This is a genomic window from Spirulina sp. CCY15215 (genome assembly GCF_016888125.1).
In the GTDB taxonomy this organism is placed as follows: Bacteria; Cyanobacteriota; Cyanobacteriia; order Cyanobacteriales; family Spirulinaceae; genus CCY15215.
In genome coordinates this window covers 1-20,009 of record NZ_JACSWA010000318.1, presented here as the reverse complement: position 1 = coordinate 20,009, position 20,009 = coordinate 1, and the positions used below count along the sequence as shown (strand labels likewise).

13 protein-coding genes and 2 pseudogenes are annotated in these 20,009 nt (G+C 43.1%); 6 read left to right on the top strand and 9 right to left on the bottom strand.

Annotation, left to right across the window (positions count from 1 at the left end; genetic code table 11):
* Window positions 1-152 precede the first annotated feature (152 nt).
* Window positions 153-944: a Uma2 family endonuclease gene (locus JUI58_RS05590; RefSeq protein ID WP_204102764.1), complete on the bottom strand. Its 792-nt coding sequence runs from the start codon at window positions 942-944 to the stop codon at window positions 153-155.
* An 85-nt stretch (window positions 945-1,029) separates the two neighbouring features.
* The gene (locus JUI58_RS05585) at window positions 1,030-1,554 is read right to left on the bottom strand and encodes a hypothetical protein (RefSeq protein WP_204102763.1); all 525 of its coding nucleotides are present in this window, start codon (window positions 1,552-1,554) and stop codon (window positions 1,030-1,032) included.
* Window positions 1,555-1,717: 163 nt separating this feature from the next.
* Here JUI58_RS05585 and JUI58_RS05580 point away from each other — a divergent pair, with 163 nt between their 5' ends.
* Entirely contained in the window at window positions 1,718-3,169 is a 1,452-nt protein-coding gene (locus JUI58_RS05580; protein WP_204102762.1) for a GTP-binding protein, read from the top strand.
* A 326-nt stretch (window positions 3,170-3,495) separates the two neighbouring features.
* Here the strand turns inward: JUI58_RS05580 and JUI58_RS05575 are convergent, their stop codons facing one another.
* From JUI58_RS05575 to thrS, 3 genes are read right to left on the bottom strand one after another with little or no spacing between them, the layout of a single operon-like run.
* Window positions 3,496-4,770 carry a glycoside hydrolase family 3 protein gene (locus tag JUI58_RS05575; protein WP_204102761.1) on the bottom strand — a complete coding sequence of 425 codons (1,275 nt, stop codon included), beginning with the start codon at window positions 4,768-4,770 and terminating at the stop codon, window positions 3,496-3,498.
* Window positions 4,767-7,094 carry a CHASE2 domain-containing protein gene (locus tag JUI58_RS05570; RefSeq protein WP_204102760.1) on the bottom strand — a complete coding sequence of 776 codons (2,328 nt, stop codon included), beginning with the start codon at window positions 7,092-7,094 and terminating at the stop codon, window positions 4,767-4,769. Before JUI58_RS05570 ends, JUI58_RS05575 begins: the two co-directional genes overlap by 4 nt.
* Window positions 7,095-7,102: 8 nt before the next feature.
* Window positions 7,103-8,938 carry a threonine--tRNA ligase gene (gene thrS / locus JUI58_RS05565; RefSeq protein WP_204102759.1) on the bottom strand — a complete coding sequence of 612 codons (1,836 nt, stop codon included), beginning with the start codon at window positions 8,936-8,938 and terminating at the stop codon, window positions 7,103-7,105.
* Here thrS and JUI58_RS05560 point away from each other — a divergent pair.
* Window positions 8,930-9,193: a hypothetical protein gene (locus JUI58_RS05560; protein ID WP_204102758.1), complete on the top strand. Its 264-nt coding sequence runs from the start codon at window positions 8,930-8,932 to the stop codon at window positions 9,191-9,193. The genes thrS and JUI58_RS05560 overlap by 9 nt on opposite strands.
* 155 nt (window positions 9,194-9,348) lie before the next feature.
* Window positions 9,349-9,552: pseudogene (locus JUI58_RS27615) on the top strand (hypothetical protein); the annotation flags it as partial.
* A 326-nt stretch (window positions 9,553-9,878) separates the two neighbouring features.
* On the opposite strand, the gene JUI58_RS05555 reads toward JUI58_RS27615, so the two are convergent.
* The 3 genes and pseudogenes from JUI58_RS05555 to patD form a co-directional block, all read right to left on the bottom strand.
* Entirely contained in the window at window positions 9,879-10,796 is a 918-nt protein-coding gene (locus JUI58_RS05555) for a polyphosphate kinase 2 family protein (protein WP_204102757.1), read from the bottom strand.
* Between the two features lie 25 nt (window positions 10,797-10,821).
* Window positions 10,822-10,980: pseudogene (locus tag JUI58_RS05550) on the bottom strand (Uma2 family endonuclease); the annotation flags it as partial.
* Between the two features lie 41 nt (window positions 10,981-11,021).
* On the bottom strand, window positions 11,022-11,438 hold the full coding sequence (gene patD, locus JUI58_RS05545) for a heterocyst frequency control protein PatD (RefSeq protein ID WP_204102756.1): 417 nt from the start codon (window positions 11,436-11,438) through the stop codon (window positions 11,022-11,024).
* Window positions 11,439-11,635: 197 nt separating this feature from the next.
* On the opposite strand from patD, the gene JUI58_RS05540 reads away from it, so the two are divergent.
* Together JUI58_RS05540 and JUI58_RS05535 are read left to right on the top strand one after the other, a co-directional pair.
* Complete coding sequence (locus JUI58_RS05540) at window positions 11,636-13,948, top strand: bifunctional (p)ppGpp synthetase/guanosine-3',5'-bis(diphosphate) 3'-pyrophosphohydrolase (protein ID WP_204102755.1); 2,313 nt, start codon at window positions 11,636-11,638, stop codon at window positions 13,946-13,948.
* A gap of 98 nt (window positions 13,949-14,046) precedes the next feature.
* Complete coding sequence (locus tag JUI58_RS05535; RefSeq protein WP_204102754.1) at window positions 14,047-15,987, top strand: family 10 glycosylhydrolase; 1,941 nt, start codon at window positions 14,047-14,049, stop codon at window positions 15,985-15,987.
* 98 nt (window positions 15,988-16,085) lie between these two features.
* Here JUI58_RS05535 and JUI58_RS05530 read toward each other — a convergent pair whose 3' ends face one another.
* Window positions 16,086-18,743, bottom strand: coding sequence for a penicillin-binding protein 1A (locus tag JUI58_RS05530; protein ID WP_348539842.1), 2,658 nt, complete (start codon window positions 18,741-18,743; stop codon window positions 16,086-16,088).
* A gap of 231 nt (window positions 18,744-18,974) precedes the next feature.
* Here JUI58_RS05530 and JUI58_RS05525 point away from each other — a divergent pair, with 231 nt between their 5' ends.
* Entirely contained in the window at window positions 18,975-19,637 is a 663-nt protein-coding gene (locus tag JUI58_RS05525; protein ID WP_204102753.1) for a HEAT repeat domain-containing protein, read from the top strand.
* The last annotated feature ends 372 nt before the right edge of the window (window positions 19,638-20,009 follow it).

Genomic DNA, 20,009 nt, shown 5'->3' with positions numbered 1-20,009 from the left:
AAAGAACTAGGGATTAAAATTAAAGAACTAGGGATTAAAATTAAAGAACTAGGGATTAAAATTAAAGAACTAGGGATTAAAATTAAAGAACTAGGGAGCAAGATGCTCCCACTACGGTATCCAATGATTGATTGAGGAAAGCCCTGAATCATTTAATTTGGGGGTTCGAGTCCTGCTTCTCGTAATTGTTGCTCTAGTTGTTCCAAGCGTCTGAGAGCAGCTTCTTTAGCTTGTCGCTCTCGTTCTGTGGCTTGTCGCTCTCGTTCTGTGGCTTGTCGTTCTCGTTCTGTGGCTTGTCGTTCTCGTGCGACTAATTCAGACCCCCACAGTAACAAATTACCGTCCTCGTCCCACCAGCGCAACCAGTAGCTGTCACGATTTTCTCGTCGTCCTTGCCAAACCCCGATCGCCAGCCCAAGTTCTTCGATCCAGTAGCGATCGCTTGCCTCGGGCGATCGCAGTTCGTAAACTCCCGACTTTTGCAACCGATGCACCTCTAATCTGCCAGTATTGGGTTCAAAGATGAGATAGTGAGGAATTTGCAGAATTTGCTCATAAAAGAACCATTTTCCTGGGGGATAGGTGCGTTTGCTGGAATATTCGCCCCCATCCGTATCAGAAAGAAATTCAATGGCAATGAGGGGGGCATCTCCCTGCCGGTGAGGGGTATAACTGCGGAGGACTTGAGCGCGAGGAACGCTAATTTGCGGGACATAAACCCAATCTGGTGCTTTAATAGCGATTTTGCCGTTCATTGTGGCACAGATGCCGTAATTGGTGGCAACGAGGGCGCGATCGGGCAGTTTTCCCGCTAACTCTAAACTCTCGGTGAGGGCTGCTGCGAGGGGAGGCTGGTTGACATTATCCACGGGTTCGTCATCTAGAACAAAGTCTTCGGGAAGCAATTCCCAAGTAATCTCGTAAGGGGTCGCCGTTGCTAACATGGGACGCAGGGAGTAGAGAAACTATGTTCTAGTTTAGCGGATTTTATCATTGCGATCGCTAACAGCCTTTTTAATGACATTTTTTTCACGATCGCATTTCCTCCGTTTTCGCCTCCTTTTGCTTATTGTTGTAATATGCAGCAAGTTCAACAGCGAGGGTATGAGACAATCCAGGAGACTTAGCAGGAATATTTTGATGAGATTCTGTAACCCGATCGCAAATCCGACCGAGATGAGATTGATTATTAATGGGCGATCGCGGTGTCGGTAACTCCGTATTTGGCCATCCCGGTATATCGTCACAGGGACACGATAAAGACTGAAAACCTAATTCTCGCACGGGAATCGGTAATTGACAGCGAGAACATGATTGCATCTCCCAATGGGATGAAAAAAGCTCGTCTACACTTTGCTCAGTTCCTTCCAGAGAAAAGCCTTGACCCTGCGATCGCAGAATGTTTTCCCAGCAGTTTTCAAATTCGCGGGAATAGCGATCGCCGTGCAGGATCGAGGTGAAGCGCAAAACCCGATCTTCTCCAGCGATCTCAATGCCCTTGCCTAACTGAAACCAACAGGCAAGATATTCTTTAACTTGTTCTAGGGTAGCCATAAAATAAATTTAAAATTTAAAATTCAAAACTCAAAATTCTGAACTTTTCTCCAATCCTAGCGTAGCGCTCTCTCTCTTGATAGAAGAATCGGTATTTTTTGCAGATCGCCAATGTCTCGGGAGAGAACTACAATCAAAAGGAGATACCTTCTCTTCTCCTTGCATGGATATTCCCTCTCATCAAGCCGTTGATTGGGATCGGGATGAACTCGATCGCACTCTCCTCGACTTTAGCGAAATTCAAGCTGAACTCAACTATAAACAAGCACAGGAATCCTTACAGCACCAAATTGAGGCGATCGATCTGACCCCACGAGAGCAAAATGGATTAGAAGCTGAGATCGATCGCCTCACGAAAATGCTCGATAAACTGGATCGATCTGTAGTACAAATTGCCGCTTTTGGCATGGTAGGCCGGGGAAAGTCTTCGGTTCTCAATGCCTTGTTGGGTGAAAATGCCTTTACAGTGGGACCGCTACACGGTGTCACGCAAACCGTAGGAAGTGCAAATTGGCAACTGGAAGAAGAGGCGATCGAAGCCAGTCAGCAGTCTTTGCAACGGCTTTCTCTGGCGGGAGTTAATGATTCTCAAATCCAATTACTCGATACTCCTGGTATTGATGAAGTTGATGGTAAAACGCGGGAAATCTTAGCGAAAAAGGTGGCCAAACAAGTTGATTTAATTTTGTTTGTGATTGCTGGGGATATTGCTAAAGTTGAATATGAGGCTCTTTCTCAACTGCGCGATTCGGGTAAACCGATGATTTTAGTTTTTAATAAAATTGACCAATATCCTGAAGCCGATCGCGAGGAAATTTATCGTACTATTCGCGATCGCCGAGTGCGTCAATTGCTTTCCCCTGAAGAAATTGTTATGGTAGCAGCTTCGCCTTTAGTTGCGGAAAAAGTAGAGAATATAGAGGGGAAAGTAAGCGTACAAAGACGACGAGGAAAGCCCTGTGTTGAAGCCTTAAAACTAAAAATCTTAGATATTTTGCACCGAGAAGGAAAAGCCCTGCTTGCCCTCAATACCATGCTCTATGCTGATGAAGTAAACGAGCAAATTGTGCGGCGAAAAATGGAGATTCGTAACGATGCAGCGAATGCTACCATTATGCGAGGAGTGATGACCAAGGCGATCGCGATCGCCCTTAATCCCGTTACGGTTGTAGATTTGTTTACAGGAGCCATTATCGATCTTGCTTTGATTCTTTCTCTTTCTCATCTTTATGGTATTCCTATGACGCAACAAGGCGCTTTTAGCTTATTACAAAAAATTGCCTTGAGTATGGGGGGAATTAGTGCCAGCGAGTTGTTAGGAACTTTGGGTTTAAGTGGGATTAAAGGATTATTGGGAATATCTGCCCCCGTTACCGCAGGAATATCGCTTCTCCCTTATGTTTCTGTCGCGATCGCCCAAGCTGGAGTTGCAGGAGTTTCTAGTTATGCGATCGGACAAGTGACAAAAACCTATCTCGCTAACGGTGCAACTTGGGGTCCTGACGGTCCAAAAGTAGTTGTACAAAATATTCTTGATTCTTTAGACGAAACCTCAATTCTCAATCGAATTAAAGAAGAATTAACAGCAAAATTATCAACAAATAATTATCAATAAGACTCACAAGTTATTGCTATCAACTATCAACTATAATAACTATCAACTATCAACTATAATAACTATCAACTATCAACTATCAACTATCAATTATCAATTATCAATTATCAATTATCAACTATCAACTATCAACTATCAACTATCAACTATCAACTATCAACTATAATAACTATCAACTATAATAACTATCAACTATAATAACTATCAACTATCAACTATCAACTATCAACTATAATAACTATCAACTATCAACTATCAACTATCAACTATAATACCTATCAACTATCAACTATCAACTATCAACTATCAACTATCAACTATAATACCTACCGAGTTCCTGTTGGTTGCAGTCTATGTCCCTGAAGTAAACTTGCCATTGCTTCATAATATAGATCGGGATCGTAGGCAATTAAAAGCAGATCGACTCCCGAAATTAACGCCTTTTTAATTGCACCATTAATGCCTTCTGAACTTCCATAAACCGCTTTCATACAAAGATCGTCAGTAATTAAAATCCCGCGATATTGCCATTTTTCTCGAATTAATTCTCGAATAACAGGAGGAGAAAAAGAAACAGGATATTGTGTATCTAATGCCATTAATTTTGCGTGTCCTAACATTGTCCAAGCTGAAGATTTTTTCATTATCTCGCGAAAAGGAATCCAATCATCTCGTTCTAATTCCTCTACAGATGCGTTCAATTCTGCATCGGTAACATGGGTATCATTTTCCACTCTTCCTAAGCCTGGAAAATGCTTAATCGTGCATTTTACATCAAATTGTTCTAAGGTATCGCAGTACCATTTTGCTACTAATGTAACAATTTTACTATCATCAGAAATCGCACGACGATAAATTTGTGAATAGCGATCGCGCTGATTAACAACACCCTTATTCAAGTCTACCACAGGGGCAAAATTAACATTAATTCCCAGGTCTGATAATTCTCGACCTTGAGTTGAAGCGTATTCGATAACTGCTTTTTTTATGTTTTCGATGTTCTTTTCTTTCGCAACTATTTCCGAGAGAGAAGGTAAATAAGTTAAAGGAGGGGATAAACGAGAGACTATTCCTCCTTCTTGATCTGTGGCAATCCATAAAGGAGATAATCCTTGCGATCGCCTAATTTCCTGTAATGTTTCTAGTTCTGTTTTAATCTCCTCATAAGTTTTATTTTCAATATTTCTTGTTGTAATAAAAACACCTGCGATCGCGCGTTTTTCGACCAGTTTAACAGCATCATTAATATCCTTATAACCGACAATAAAATGTTTTCCGAACACCTCTAAACTTTCTACTTCCGCACCTAAAACAACGCGGTATTTTTGCCAATAAAACTGCGCTTCATTCGCAACAGTAATCGTTAAACCAACAACACCGAGGAAGGCGATCGCAAAAGCCATTCCTTTTTGCAAATTCCAGTTTTTTTGTCGCAGTTGCAAACATCCCGAGAGAATAAGCAGAGAACTTCCTAACAAAAGAAAGACTAAAATAATGTCTCGAATACTCGCTAAACTTGGCGTTCTCAATTGAGTTGAGAGAACAATTAAAACAATTGCGATAAGAATTTGGGCGATCGCAGTTATCATAAAAATCATCATTTTTTAATACTCTCTAATTCTAACTCTGTATTCTCTAATTCACCCTCTTCTAATTCTAACTCTTCAATGTCTAATTCATCCTCTTCTAATTCTAAATCTCCATTCATATCTTCTTGAATTTCATAAATTGATTTTTGAGGTAAAATGATTTCAAATTCTGAGTATTCTTGAGGAGAAGAACGAACCTTCACTTCCCCCTGATGGAGAGAAACAATCGTTTCTCGCGCTAAAGATAAACCCAGTCCCGTTCCTTCTCCCGTCGGTTTAGTGGTAAAAAATGGCTCAAAAATTTTATCTAAATTGTCAGGAGGAATACCAATACCGTTATCGCGAATGGTAATTTTAACGCGATCGCCCATCTCTTCAGTTTTGACCATTAAAATCGGCAAATAATCAGATTCTCCTTCTAGTTTGCGATCTTTCATCGCATCAAAAGCATTGTGTAAAATATTAATAATTGATGTATTAAAACTTTGGGCAAAAACTAGCACGGGCTTGAGATTTGGATCGTAATCAACATCTAATTTAGAATCAAAATCGGCAATTTTTTCTTGGAAATTATGATAGGTTAGTTGAACTGCTTCTTTTAATAGTTGATTAACATCTGAAAGAGACGCATTTTCCGTTCCTCCCCCCGCATGACCGAGCATTCCATCAACAATTTTTTCAATTCTTTTACCATTCTGATGAATGGTTTTCACGCATTCTTTAAAATCTTCAACAATTTCCCCAATATATTCTACCGCATCCTCTTCTAGTTTAGAAGATTGTGCTTCCAATTCTTCTTCAAGGTCTTGGGTTAACTGTACCGTCAAGTCAGAAAAATTATTGACAAAATTGAGAGGATTACGAATTTCATGGGCAATTCCTGCGGTTAAAGACCCCAAAGAAGCTAATTTTGCTTGAGAGATCATTTGATTTTGAGCCGTTTGTAATTGATCTAAAGTTTCTCCTAACTGTATATTTGTTTCTCCCAATTGTACATTTTTAGTGTTCAATTCTTCCGTTCGTTCTGCAACTTTAATCTCTAAGGTTCGTGCGTAGTCTTCAATGCGTTGATAGGAGCGTTTTAAGTTTGTAATCAAAGTCGCCCCAATTTTCACGATCGCGCTTCCCGTTAAAGTCATTAAAGCAGGAGTCATGGGTATCCACCAATTGTTTAAAAAGATACCAAAAACCCCAAAAATAAGCACGCTGCTGGCAACAAGAAAACGAATCAGAGTGCGAATTGTTGATAATTTAGCCAGACCATCCACCGATCGCCAATGAGAAATACCTAAAGCACCAATGCCAGACCAAAGCAAGATCCACAGCCATTCTAAATACTCAGGTAAAGTTGAAATCAGCGATCGCTCTCCCAAAGCAGCACCGATAATAAAACTGGTCACTTGAGCATTAACTTCTACCCCCGTCATCAACGTGGGTAAACCGGAAAAAGGTTCGCTATAAGGTGTGAGAAAAAAATCTTTGAGACTGGGTGCAGTCGAACCGATAAACACGATGCGATCGCGAAACAAATCTTCCTCAATGCGTCCTTCAAGAACATCCTGCATGGAAACAAAACGAAAACTATTTTCCGCAGCGCGATAGTTCAGTAAAACTTGATAGCCGCGATTATTAGCACGCATATATCCCCCATCATTCGCCTCGAAACGTTTAAAAATGGCTGGACCGATCCCAATTTTTCCCTTATCCAGTATTTCTGGAGAAATTCCTTCTGCTTCGAGATACATCCACGCTAATTTAAACCCCAAACTAAAAACCGTTTTGCCATCGGGGTCAGATAAATAGATAAAACCGCGCCGAATTTTTCCATCGACATCCCAGGGCAAATCATTGGCCGTCACTCGCCCCAATTCTGCCAAAATAGGAGGAGGAGGAATAATCACTGCGCGATCGCCAGGGGTTGTTTCCATCGGTGCATCCCCAACAATTTTTTGAATTCCGATTAAATTGGGAGTCGATCGAGCAAATTCTAACCATTCCTCATGGCCGGGTTCCTTGACAAAATTTCGGTAAATATCTAAACCGATCGCTCGCGGTTGTTGTGCTTTAATTTTTTCTAATAACTGAACGATTAAAGCATCCGAAAAAGGCCAATCTTCGACAGACTGTAAATCAGATTCATTAAACCCAACAATAACAATCCGCGAATCAGTGGCCATAGCTGGCCGCAAGCGAGTCATTTGGTCGTAGACAGATAATTCGAGGAGTTGTAGGAGTCCGGTTAAGCGTATCAAGATAGTTAATCCTGCTACACTCCCCGCTACAACCCATTCTCCTCGCCATTGCCAGAAAAGTTTTCGGAACTTAGTCCATAACATGGTTTATCTCAAAGTTTTTCCTTGTTGCGATCGCCGGTTGTTAACTTCGCGATCGCCTCTTCTACCGACATAGTTCCCAAGTCTCCCGAAGCGCGACTGCGAAGGCTCAAAGTATTGCCTTCCACTTCTTTTGCTCCTACGATCGCCATAACGGGGATCTTTTGTTTTTCCCCATTGCGAATCATTTTAGCGAGACGTTCCCCACTGGTATCTATTTTGGCACGAAGTCCCACGGCCTGCATTTTGGCGACCACTTCTCGAGCATAATCTAAGAATTCATCGCTAACACACAACAAGCGCAGTTGTTCAGGAGCCAACCAGAGGGGAAAATCTCCCGCATACTCTTCAATTAAAATACCAATCAGTCGCTCTAAGGAGCCAAAAGGAGCGCGGTGAATCATAACTGGACGCTGGCGAGAACCATCCTCCGCCACGTATTCTAATTCAAAGCGATCGGGTAAGTTATAATCGACCTGTACGGTGCCGAGTTGCCATTCTCGCTCGAGAACATCGTGGAAGATGAAATCGAGCTTAGGACCGTAAAAAGCTGCCTCTCCAGGTGCCTCAAAATGCTCCATTTCTAAATGCTCTACTGCGCTGCGAATCGCATTTTCAGCCTTGTTCCAATTCTCTACCGAACCGATATATTTATCCGATTCTGGATCGCGGAAACTCAGCCGCGCTTTGAAGTTTTGCAACTGCAAACTATTAAAAACCGTGAGAATTAAATCTACTACACTGAGAAATTCTGCTTCGAGTTGGTCGGGACTGACAAATAAGTGAGAATCATCCACCGTAAAGCCCCGCACTCGGGTTAATCCCCCCAATTCCCCCGACTGTTCGTAACGGTAAACGGTGCCGAATTCCGCGAGACGCATGGGCAGTTCCCGATAAGAACGCATTTCATCCTTATAAATTTGGATGTGAAAAGGGCAGTTCATGGGTTTAAGAACGAAACCTCGTTCCATTGCCGCCGATTCTGCATCCTCTGCCATCATGGGGAACATATCCTCTTTATAGTTCTGCCAGTGACCGGAGATTTTAAAGAGGTCGGTGCGAGCAATGTGAGGAGTGACAACCCCCAGATAGCCGCGTTTTACCTGTTCTTCCTTGAGAAAATTCTCCAATAGCGATCGCACGATCGCCCCTTTCGGGGTCCACAGAGGCAAACCGGGTCCAACGGCATCCGAGAAGATAAATAAGCCCAATTGCTTACCTAATTTGCGATGATCCCGCTTCAATGCCTCTTCCTTGCGGCGCTTGTATTCCTTCAATTGTTCCGGGGTTTCCCAGGCTGTGCCGTAGATGCGCTGTAATTGTTCTCGGTTTTCATCCCCGCGCCAATAGGCACCAGCGACGGTTTCAATGGCGATCGCCTTGGGATTTAGTTCAGAGGTATTTTCTACATGAGGACCCGCACAGAGATCCCACCATTCCTCGCCAAGGTGGTACAAGCTAATCGAGTCCCCCTTAATGATATCCCGCAGGATTTCCAGTTTATAGGGTTCGTTAATGGCTTTGATGCGTTGTTTTGCCTCTTCCCGACTGACCTCCTCGCGCATGACTGGGAATTTTTTCTTAATAATCTTATCCATCTCCTTCTTGATGGTCTTGAGATCCTTATCGGTAAAGGGTTCGGGATTATCAAAGTCGTAGTAAAATCCGGTTTCCGTCCAAGGACCGATCGTTACCTGCGCTTGAGGAAAGAGTTTCTGTACCGCCATCGCTAAAACGTGGGATGTGGTGTGACGGATGCGTTTGAGGGTATCTGATTCGCTGGTGCGGGGCAGGCGAATGGGGGGGGTTAGCTCTTGTTCTTCGGCGTTCGGTAACGGTTGATTCATATTTTTTATATTGCAATTCTGCGTCTCTCTATAATACTGAGAATCGGGACAAGCGGGTTTTGGCGATCGCGGCAATTTTTGGTTTTACAGCATGATTCCGTAGTCTTTGACGAATTTCACGAATTTCAGCCTAATTTGTTAATTCAAACTTGTCTTTCTCCTCATTTCCCTCGCCAAGATTATTTTATTGCCGAAGTTATCGGCGATCGCAATACATTACTCTCCTGCGATCGCCTAACTTGTAGGATGCGTTAATGAAATGTAACGCACCTTATTTTTGCTTGAACAAAAGCAATTTTTTCGGAGTAACTTCTGGTCAGCTATAATGCCTGATGACGAGTACAGCGAAAGACCAATAATTATTAAGCGATCGCCTAATAATCACAACTCATAGTGATGGCGATCGCTAGGCGATCGCCGCAACTCGGTTAACCGAAGCAGGTTTAGATATTCCAAGACATCACTTAGCCTCAGAGCCAGAGCTAACCTTGTATGCCCGTCTCCAAAACGAACGAGAGGATGCTTACCACTACTACAATGCTTTACTGAATCGACTTAATAGCTTTTGCAACGCACTTGAAATCAGTTACAAATATAAGTCATCTAACAATTAGTCAGTATATCTGGAACTTCGGCGATCGCCCCATTGCCAACTCATAAGGGGATTAACAATAAGGCGATCGCGAAAGATAAATAATTGTTAAGTGCGATCGCCTAATAATCACGACTCACAGGAATAGCGATCGGCATTATCGAGTGCATCTCAAAGTTGCAAATTTATAACATTGCTCCGAATAATTAGAGCTAGGGAGCGAGACGCTCCCACTACACCATAATGGGGGTAGTGCGTTCGCGTAGCGTGTCCAAAGGACAAACATCTTGCTCGCTATTTTTACAAACAAAACTGAGATGCACCCCCATTATCAACCAATTCTCATCCTTATTTCTGACTCTCCAGAATTGTCTTCGCATTCAAAAGCGCCTGATGTTGCTCTTTACTAATCTTAGGATATTTGAGATTCAGTTCCTTCAACTGCGTGTAAATGATGCCCGCCACCACCAGACGAGTAAACCATTTATGATCGGCGGGGATAATGTACCAAGGAGCATATTTTGTACTCGTATGATTGAACATATCCTCATAGACACTCATATAGTCATCCCAAAAGGCACGCTCTTTCGCATCATTTTCAGAGAATTTCCAATTCTTTTCAGGGCGATTAATCCGTTCTAAAAAACGGTCTTTCTGCTCCTCTTTAGATACATTGAGAAAAAACTTGAGGATAATCGTTCCATTATTAACCAGATGTTTCTCAAAGTTGTTGATTTCCTCAAAGCGGCGCTTCCAAATATCAGTATCAGTTATGCTAACAGGGAGCGGTCGCTGGTCTAGAATTTCTGGATGCACTCTTGTTACTAAAATTTCTTCGTAATAAGAACGATTAAAAATGCCAATTCGTCCTCTTTCGGGTAAAGCCTTAGAACATCGCCACAAATAGTCATGATTTAACTCTTGCGTAGATGGCGCTTTAAAGCTATGCACCTGACATCCTTGAGGATTAATCCCCGACATAACGTGCTTGATGGTACTATCTTTTCCCGCCGCATCCATAGCCTGAAAGATAATTAGCACAGCATGAGTATTTTGGGCATAGAGAACATCCTGATATTCAGCTAACGCCTCAATTCCTTCCTTTAATTTACCTTTAGCTTTCGACTTTTTGAGGTGATCGGCTTTGTAGCCTGGATCATAGTCTTTAGTAAGAGAAATTTTTCGTTCTGGTGGCACAATAAAAGGACGAATCAAATCGTCAAGTTTTTTGATTGGGAATAAATTATTAGATTTTTGATTTGTCATGTTTTTCACCAAAATTTGTAATTCTAGGTGACAATAACTCTACTACAAAATCGGGGCAAATCGGGGCAAATTTGCGCCTTTCTTCTGGTGTTAAACTCTCCCAACGTTCCCGACAAATCCAAGAAGCATCAGGCGATCGCTTTGCCCCATTAGACAAACAAAACCCCGTCGAAGAATCAAACCCTCGACAGAAAAATATTGCCAATATCCTCGATTATATCGCGTTTATTGTTTTGGCAATTGTGTCAAGATTTGCTGACAATATGCGATTAAATGCTCGATTTTAACTAAACAGGCGGCTTGGCGCTGTTGTATCGTTCTCTCTTGGCGAGAGGCTTGCAAAAAAATAATATCAGTCTGCAACAAACGCATGGTTCGATGAGTCTCAGTATGCAGGGATTGCCATTGAGAAGTGTGTTGAGGAATAGTTTGAGGAATATTCTCTGGAATGTCTGTGGGAATGCTGCGATCGCCGTTTTCTACGGTTAAAATCAGAATCTTTTCTCGATACATTTGTTCTAAATCTGTGAATTTTTCTGCGATCGCGCTTTTCACCTCGGGAGAAGATTCAAGAAAAACCTTAAAGGCTTCTAGATTTTCGAGAAAAATTCCATAATGAGAATCAAGGGATTGAATTTCCATACCTAGTTGAGATAATATAAACTTCTCGTAAATAAAAATTTTCTTTCTTGGTATTCTTTAGTATTAACTTTTTTGCGATCGCTTTTTTCAGAAATTTTACCGAGAATATTCCCCCATATTTATTTTAGATTCGTGCTAGTAACGTTTGAACTAGCCATCTATTATCATCCCATTAACCCATCTAACCCTCAAATCTTATGAATTTACCTACCATTACCCATCCTTCCCCAGCTAATTCTATCCCATTAGGGAGCGATATCCCTCAACCGAGCGATCGCCATATCTCCAAGTCCTACAATCCCAAGCCTAATGATATTCTTCTTCCCGATTGGCTAAACGAATGTCTTATTTCCTATGCCCATCCCCAAGATAGCGATCGCGATATCGCACTCATTTGTCGCGCTTTTAACTTTGCTTATACCCTACATGAAGGTCAGTATCGCAAATCGGGGGAACCTTATATCGCCCATCCCGTCGCTGTTGCAGGTTTATTGCGCGATCTAGGAGGGGATAGCGTTACCATCGCAGCCGGATTTTTACACGATGTTGTCGAAGATACCGACGTGACTCCCGAGGAAATTGAAGCACAATTCGGACCCCAAGTTCGCCAATTAGTGGAAGGAGTGACCAAGTTATCCAGTTTTAATTTTTCCAGCAAAACCGAACGTCAAGCGGAAAATTTTCGACGAATGTTTCTCGCTATGGCTGAAGATATTCGCGTCATTGTGGTTAAACTGGCCGATCGCCTGCACAATATGCGAACTTTAGAGCATCTTAAACCCGACAAACAACAACGTATTGCTCAAGAAACCCGCGATATTTTTGCCCCTCTTGCTAATCGTTTGGGCATCGGTCGCTTTAAATGGGAATTGGAAGATTTATGCTTTAAATATCTTGAGCCTCAAGAATACCGAGAAATTCAAGGATTAGTTGCCGAACGTCGCAGCGATCGCGAAGATCGGATCGAAAAAACCATCGAAAGTTTACGAGAAAGAATGCAAGAATTGGGTATTTCTGTTTTAGAAATAACGGGTAGACCCAAACATCTTTATGGCATTTATAGTAAAATGAAAAGGCAGCAAAAAGCCTTTGAAGAGATTTATGATATTGCTGCGATTCGGATTATTGGCAATACAAAAGATAGTTGTTATCGTTCTTTAGCTGTCGTTCACGATATTTTTAAACCCATTCCAGGACGCTTTAAAGACTATATTGGTTTACCCAAGCCCAATCGCTATCAATCCTTACATACAACGGTTGTCAGCGCTAAAGGTCGTCCTCTAGAAGTACAAATTCGTACCTTAGAAATGCACCATATTGCCGAGTATGGCATTGCCGCCCATTGGAAATATAAAGAAAGTGGCAATTCAGAACAAACTTCTCCAGGTGATGAGAAATTTACTTGGTTGCGACAATTATTAGAATGGCAAAATGACCTCAACGATGCTCAAGAATATGTTGAGAATCTGAAATCGAATTTATTTGAAGATGATGTTTATGTATTTACGCCCCAAGGAGATGTTATTTCCTTAGCACGAGGGGCGACTCCGGTGGATTTTGCCTATCGCATTCATACCGAAGTTGGCAATCACATGAAAGGGGCAAGAATTAACGGGCGTTGGTCGGTTTTGGATACGCCTTTACAAAATGGTGATATTGTCGAAATTGTCACCAGTAAAAATAGTCACCCAACTTTAGATTGGTTGAACTTTGTTGCTACTCCCAGCGCCCGAAATCGCATTCGTCAATGGTATAAGCGATCGCGTCGGGAAGAGAATATCGCCCGAGGTCGAGAATTATTAGAAAAAGAATTGGGAAAAAAGGGATTTGAGGCTTTATTAAAATCCGAACCGATGCGAATGGTTGCGGAAAGATGTAATTATCAAGGGGTAGAAGACCTTCTCGCCGCCCTGGGGTATGGTGAAACAACCCTCAATCTTGTGGTTAATCGCTTGCGAGATGCGGTTAAAATAACTCAACCCATTCAACCCGATACTAATCCAAATGTAGCAGAAACAATCGATTCGATTCGCAGTTTTCCCAAAGAAAGCACCTGTAGCAAATCCCCTATTGCTGGAGTAGAAGGGTTAATGCACCATATTGCAGGCTGTTGCAATCCAATTCCAGGAGAACCAATTATTGGCGTTGTGACGCAACTGCGGGGGATTTCTATTCACCGTCAAGGGTGTGCAAATGTCGAGAAAATGGCCGGCGATCGCCTCATTCCCGTGAGTTGGAATACCCTAGATGGGAAAAGTTGTTCTCCCACCTATCGCGTTAACATTCAGGTAGAAACTCTCGATCGCGTTGGGGTGATGCGAGATGTTTTGGGGCGATTAAGCGATGATGAGATTAATGTCTGTCAAGCGGAGGTTAGTACCAGTTTCGGAAAACCAGCTTTAATTACATTGGGAATTGAGATTCGCGATCGCAGTCAACTCGATCGCAGCTTTAAGAAAATTCGCCAAATGAGTGATGTTTTGGATGTGCGTCGTATTAATGAACAATGAACAATTATTAATTATCAATTATTAATTATCAGTTATCAATGTAAGATAGCTGATAATTGTTAACTATTGGCTGAAGAGGGTTAAGGTAAAGAATGAAAATGAACTTATTTGGGAACTTTTTTCGCAGATTGAAACAGTGGAAAGGGTTTATTATTCTTGTTTGTTTGAGCTTTATTGCGATCGCCTTGCGTCCCGCGATCGTTTCCTCTCAAACCCTGCCCAATTTTCCCACGGATATACAAGGATACTGGGCGCAACAATGCGTGCGACAAATGGTCAAACAAGGGGTAATGGAGACATTTCACGATAATACCTTTCGACCCAATTTACCAGTCACTCGCGGACAATTTGCCGATATTTTAATTGCTGCTTTTCCCAATGCTCCTGATGTGAGAAGATATTTAGAAGGAGAATTTGACGATATTCCGGAAGGATATTGGGCAACCACTGCCATTCATCAATCTTTTGTAACGAACTTTCTGTCGGGATATCCCGATCGCATTTTTGCCCCTCTCAAGTATATTTCTCGTTCTGAAGTTGTCATTGCGATCGCCTCGGGTTTTAATCTTTACCAACCCAGTCAACCTGCGGATTTTATTTTATCGGGATATTTTAATGATGTAGAAAAGATTCCCGTTTATGCTAGAGAAATTATTGCTACGGCAGCAGAAAATGAATTAATTGTTAACTTTCCTCAAATTCGAGAATTTAGACCTAATTCCCTCGCGAGTCGAGGTGAAATAGCTGCCTTTTTATGTCAGACTTCAGGAGATTCAGGTTTAGTTCCACCACAATATGTTATTAATGAAAACAATTTTATTCTGCCACCCGAGTTTTTAGAAGAGGGTAATGAAAAAAATAATCTGGATTTTAGTCTGCAATTTGATACCAAAAAAAATATTGCTGAAACTACAACAAAGTTGATTGCTAATGATTCTTTTCTCCCTATTTCATTTCAGAAACACCCTGATCGCAATTCTGATACTGAGTTAAGAGGAGTTTGGCTAACCAATATTGACAGCGATGTTTTATTTTCCCACAAAAATCTAGAAACCGCGATTTCTCGTTTGCAAGCCTTAAATTTTAATACTCTTTATCCGACGGTTTGGAATGGGGGATATACTTTATATCCTAGTGCAATAATGAAACAAGAAATTGGCCGCGATCGCGATCCTGAACCCGGTTTGCAAGGAAGAGATATGTTAGCAGAGGCGATCGCGATCGGTCATGGGAAAAAGATGAAAGTTACTCCTTGGTTTGAATTCGGATTCATGTTACCCGCAGACTCAGAAATAGCCCGAAAACATCCCGACTGGTTAACTAAACGCATCGATGGTAATAATATCTGGTTAGAAGGTGGAGTGCGCGAGAGAGTCTGGTTAAACCCTTTACATCCAGAAGTTCAACAATTTATTACCAGTTTAATTGTTGAGATTGTTAGCAATTATAATATTGATGGGATTCAATTTGACGATCACTTTGGCTATCCCTCTGATTTTGGTTACGATGACTATACAATAAAGTTATATCGACAGGAACATAACGGTTATTTTCCAGCCAATGATTACAAAGATGTAGAATGGATTCGCTGGCGTGCTGATAAGATTACTGGATATATGAAAAGTCTCTTTTTTGCCATTAAAGCCGCCAAAAATAATGTAATTGTTTCTTTATCTCCTAATCCTCAAGAATTCTCTTTAGAATACTATTTACTCGACTGGCAAACCTGGGAAAGAATGGGTTTAATTGAAGAGTTAATCGTTCAACTATATCGCGACGATCTGAATAAGTTTCGTCGCGATTTATCTCATCCTTCCATTCAACAAGCTAAAAATCATATTCCTGTAGGAATTGGCATATTAACCGGTTTAAGACAGCGTTTTGTCCCCTTCGATCGCATCAAAAAACAAGTCAATGCGGTGAGAAGGGAACATCTTGCAGGAGTATCTTTCTTCTTTTATGAGAGTTTATGGAACTATACTGATGAATCTCCCGAAAGAAGACAAGCGGGGTTTCAAGAGTTATTCGATCGCCCGTAGGGGTTTGGTCCCCAAACCCTCTTGAAACTGAAAGAAATCGCCGAAAGAAACCCCAACCATAATCTTTGATTTAGTTGGGGGGTTCTTTCCCTCATTGTTTATTCTTTAGGTGGCTTGTTTACCGACGGAGGAGCCGCAGAAGGTGCAGGTTTACTCACTTGTGGAGTTGTGGGACGCACGGGAGCGGGAGCGGGAGCGGGAGCGGCGGGAGCAGGATTAGAACGGGGTGCCGGTGCCGTTGCCCGTTGAGGACGAGGTGCTGGTGCAGGAGCAGGGCGAGAAGGAGTCGTCGCACGACGCACTACAGGTTTTGAGGGACTCGCTGGCTTGCTGACATTACGAGCAGGAGCCGAAGAGCGTTGTGGAGCAGGACTTGCTGTTCGTGTCGGGGTTGGTGTAGCACGACGGGTAGTTTGCCGTGTTTGCCGTGTTTGAGTGCGACTGCTACCGCTACCGCTACTACTACCACCACTACTACTACTACTGCGACTGCTACTGCGACTGCGACGCGGCTGAGACTGAACCGCTAAATTTTGATCTGGGGGAATAGATTTATAGTAATTTTGTTTGGGTTTGAGCGGTTCCGCCGCGATGATTCCCTTGCGCCCATCTAAATCAGGTCGATCGGGGAATTCCTCCTCGGGAATTTCTTCAGTAACTCGACTCATAAAATCCTGCCAAACGGCGGCGGCAGTGCTACTTGCGCCTTTGGTGGAAGTATTGTCATCATTTCCGAGCCAAACTCCCGCGACCAATTGGGGAATATAACCGACAAACCATAAATCCCGGTAATCATCCGATGTTCCCGTTTTACCTGCCACAGGACGGTTGAGTTGAGCGGCGGTTCCTGTACCGGAATCAACCACCGATCGCAGCATCCAAGTCATAATTGCTGCTGAGTCTTCATCGATCGCCTGCTTTGGTTTTTCCTTGGCTTCGTAGATTACCTTTCCCTCGCGATCGAGAATGCGGGCAATGCCGTGAGATTCAGGGTGTAGCCCTTTATTGGCGAGGGTTCCATAAGCGCTGGTCAACTCCAACAGCGTCACCTCTGACGCACCCAAAGCGAGGGAATAGGTCGGCTTGAGTTCCGATTCAATACCCATATCCTTGGCCAGTTTGACAATAGGATTCCAACCCACGTCAATCAAAGTTTTTACGGCGGGAATATTAACCGAATAAGTTAGCGCATCCCGCATGGAGACTTCCCCCCGGTAGCCTTTATTGTAGTTTTTGGGTTCGTACCCATCCACCACCAAAGGAGCATCTCGCAGGCTCTTGTAGGGGGAGAAACCTGCCGCGATCGCCGTGGAATAAACTAAGGTTTTAAAAGTAGATCCCGGTTGGCGTTTGGCTTGGGTAACGCGGTTAAACTGTCCGTTTTTGTCTTTATTAAAATAATCATCTCCCCCTACCATTGCCTTTATTTCCCCGGTGCGGGGGTCGATCGCCGTTAGGGAGGCTTGGGAAAACTGCTGAGATTCGCCATAACGCACCACAGCTTTAGCAACAGCATCTTCTGCGGCTTGTTGCCATTTCAGGTTAATGGTGGTTTCAATAGTCAAGCCTCCTTCCGCAATCTTGTCTGGGGGAATAAGTTTGGGAATTTGTTCTTGAACATAGTCGGTAAAATAAGGCACCTTGCGATCGAGGCGTTTGGGTTGCTGGGGATTGAGTTTGAGAGAAGCCGCGATCGCCAAAGCAGCTTGACCTGGACTGATATAGCCTTCATCCCGCATCCTCTCCAAGACAATATTTCGCCGTTCTTTGGCAGCATCGGCATCCTTAAGAGGAGAATAAATACTTGGAGCCGGGGCAATACCCGCAAGGGTTGCTACTTCTCCCACATCGAGTTTATCCACAGACTTACCAAAATAAACCCAGGCCGCATCGGCGACCCCATAAGCCCCCGAACCCAAATAGACTAAATTTAAGTAGCGTTCGAGAATGCGTTCTTTATCGTAAGTTCCTTCAACTTTTTGCGCGATGCGAATTTCTTTAATTTTGCGCCAGAATTCTTTATCGTTATCCAAATAGACAATACGGCTTAATTGTTGGGTAATTGTACTTCCCCCTTCTACCACTCGTCCCGAGCGCAAGTTGGCAAAAGTGGCTCGGGCAATGCCAGGATAATCTACGCCTTTATGATCGAGAAAGCGGCGATCCTCGCTGGCAATAAAGGACTGAACTACTAGATTAGGGATTTTACCCATTTCTAATTTTTCGTGAGCCAGGGGTCCAATTTCTTGCAGTATGCTACCATCACCCGCTTTAACCGTCATGGTTTTAGCTCGTTTGTAGGTGAGAATTCCCTCTACGGACTCGGGTAATTGCGCTTCTACCTCCTGCCAAACTTTATGGCCGTAGGCGACTCCACTGCCCAAACCCGTTGCCACTACTAACAATGCCCACAACCAAGGACGACGGTATAAGGGTTTCTTTTTGCCCGCAATGGGTTCTTTTGCCGTTTCCTCCTCTTCTTTGGGGTTGGGAATTACTGACTTTTCTGGGGTTGCTACGGTTGCTTTTACCTGCTCTGTGTTACCCGTGTTACCTGGTTTACCAGTTTTCACTGTCTCACCATTCCCAGGGATCGCGGCAGGTAGCATCGAACCATTAGACTTACCATTTTTTGATTTACCCTTTCCCAAGTTGGGAAGGGAAATCTTTCCCTCAACAGGAATAGCCGGATCGACAGATGCCGATTGGCTTACCTTACCATTTTGACTTTTGGGTTTTTGAACGAATTTTGACACGCCGACTCCTCAAACTCTGCCAGGAAACACGGAAACTCAGGTTTTTAAATTTTTAGGTTTCTTATTTTGCCTATTGTATGTCGTTCTTTCCGATCCTGCCGCAGAGTTTTTGAGAAAATTCTGTCATCAGGAGGAGATAAGATAATTAAAATCAAAAGCAAAGCGACAATAATTTGTCCGAATAGCTCCCAACTCTAAAGGGAAAGGGATTTTTAAAGGATACTAAATTTTATGATTCAAGCCGACTTAGAACAAATCGCCCTACAACTGGAAAGTCAAGATTCTCGCGATCGAATGCTTGCCCTGGTAAGGTTGCGCCAAGTTTCTCCCCAGGATGCCCTTCCCTTAATCAAAAAAGTCCTCAACGATAAGGTTTTGCAGGTGCGATCGATGGCGGTATTTGCCTTGGGGGTCAAGCCCACGGAAGAATCTTATCCTATGTTGGTTAAATGCTTGCAAACTGATCCCGATTATGGCATTCGTGCCGATGCTGCGGGGGCGTTGGGCTATTTAGAGGATAAACGGGCTTTTGAACCTCTCGTGCGTGCGTTTTATGAGGAAACCCAATGGTTAGTGCGTTTTAGTGCAGCCGTTGCTTTAGGAAATATTGGGGATATCCGCGCCCGAAAAGTGTTGATGGAAGCCCTCTATAGCCAGGAGTCTGTCATGGAACAAGCGGCGATCGCTGCCCTGGGGGAAATTGGTGCAATGGAATCCCTCGATGATATTCTCTCTTTTATCGATTCAGAGGATTGGTTAGTGCGTCAGCGCCTCGCGGAAGCCCTCCGTCACCTCCCCTGCGAGAAAAGTGCTTCCGCCCTTCAATACTTGGTCAAAGATGACCATTCTCAAGTAAGCGAGGCGGCTTTATTTGCGATAGATAGTCCCAAGTGAGGGGTGTTTCGACCTGTTGGGGGAAGCGATGGGGTTGGGTGCGTGCATGGATGCGATATTTATCCCAGAGATTTTGTTCCCTGTATATTGTTCGCTGTAATGGCGATCGCATCGCCATAATCCCATCAAAGATGTGGCAAGGGGACTCCCGTTAGACCCGATAGGGTTAGCGGGAGTCCCCTTGCCACAAACAAGGGAGTCTGAGCAAAGCGAATCAGTGTGTTCATCAGAAGAATGGGTAGAAACCCCGCCCTTATAGGACGGCTTTATATTGATTCCGTTACCGCCTTGGAGTTGTTTAATTAGGATGCTTTTGTATTGCATTTTTAACAGGACAAGTACTGTATCTAATTAAACAACCCTGTACGCATA

Bases quoted from the DNA above. Each gene is read 5' to 3' on its own strand.
- JUI58_RS05590 (WP_204102764.1), bottom strand. From the start codon at position 944: ATGTTAGCAACGGCGACCCCTTACGAGATTACTTGGGAATTGCTTCCC.
- JUI58_RS05585 (WP_204102763.1), bottom strand. From the start codon at position 1,554: ATGGCTACCCTAGAACAAGTTAAAGAATATCTTGCCTGTTGGTTTCAG.
- JUI58_RS05580 (WP_204102762.1), top strand. From the start codon at position 1,718: ATGGATATTCCCTCTCATCAAGCCGTTGATTGGGATCGGGATGAACTC.
- JUI58_RS05575 (WP_204102761.1), bottom strand. From the start codon at position 4,770: ATGATGATTTTTATGATAACTGCGATCGCCCAAATTCTTATCGCAATT.
- JUI58_RS05570 (WP_204102760.1), bottom strand. From the start codon at position 7,094: ATGTTATGGACTAAGTTCCGAAAACTTTTCTGGCAATGGCGAGGAGAA.
- thrS (WP_204102759.1), bottom strand. From the start codon at position 8,938: ATGAATCAACCGTTACCGAACGCCGAAGAACAAGAGCTAACCCCCCCC.
- JUI58_RS05555 (WP_204102757.1), bottom strand. From the start codon at position 10,796: ATGACAAATCAAAAATCTAATAATTTATTCCCAATCAAAAAACTTGAC.
- patD (WP_204102756.1), bottom strand. From the start codon at position 11,438: ATGGAAATTCAATCCCTTGATTCTCATTATGGAATTTTTCTCGAAAAT.
- JUI58_RS05540 (WP_204102755.1), top strand. From the start codon at position 11,636: ATGAATTTACCTACCATTACCCATCCTTCCCCAGCTAATTCTATCCCA.
- JUI58_RS05535 (WP_204102754.1), top strand. From the start codon at position 14,047: ATGAACTTATTTGGGAACTTTTTTCGCAGATTGAAACAGTGGAAAGGG.
- JUI58_RS05525 (WP_204102753.1), top strand. From the start codon at position 18,975: ATGATTCAAGCCGACTTAGAACAAATCGCCCTACAACTGGAAAGTCAA.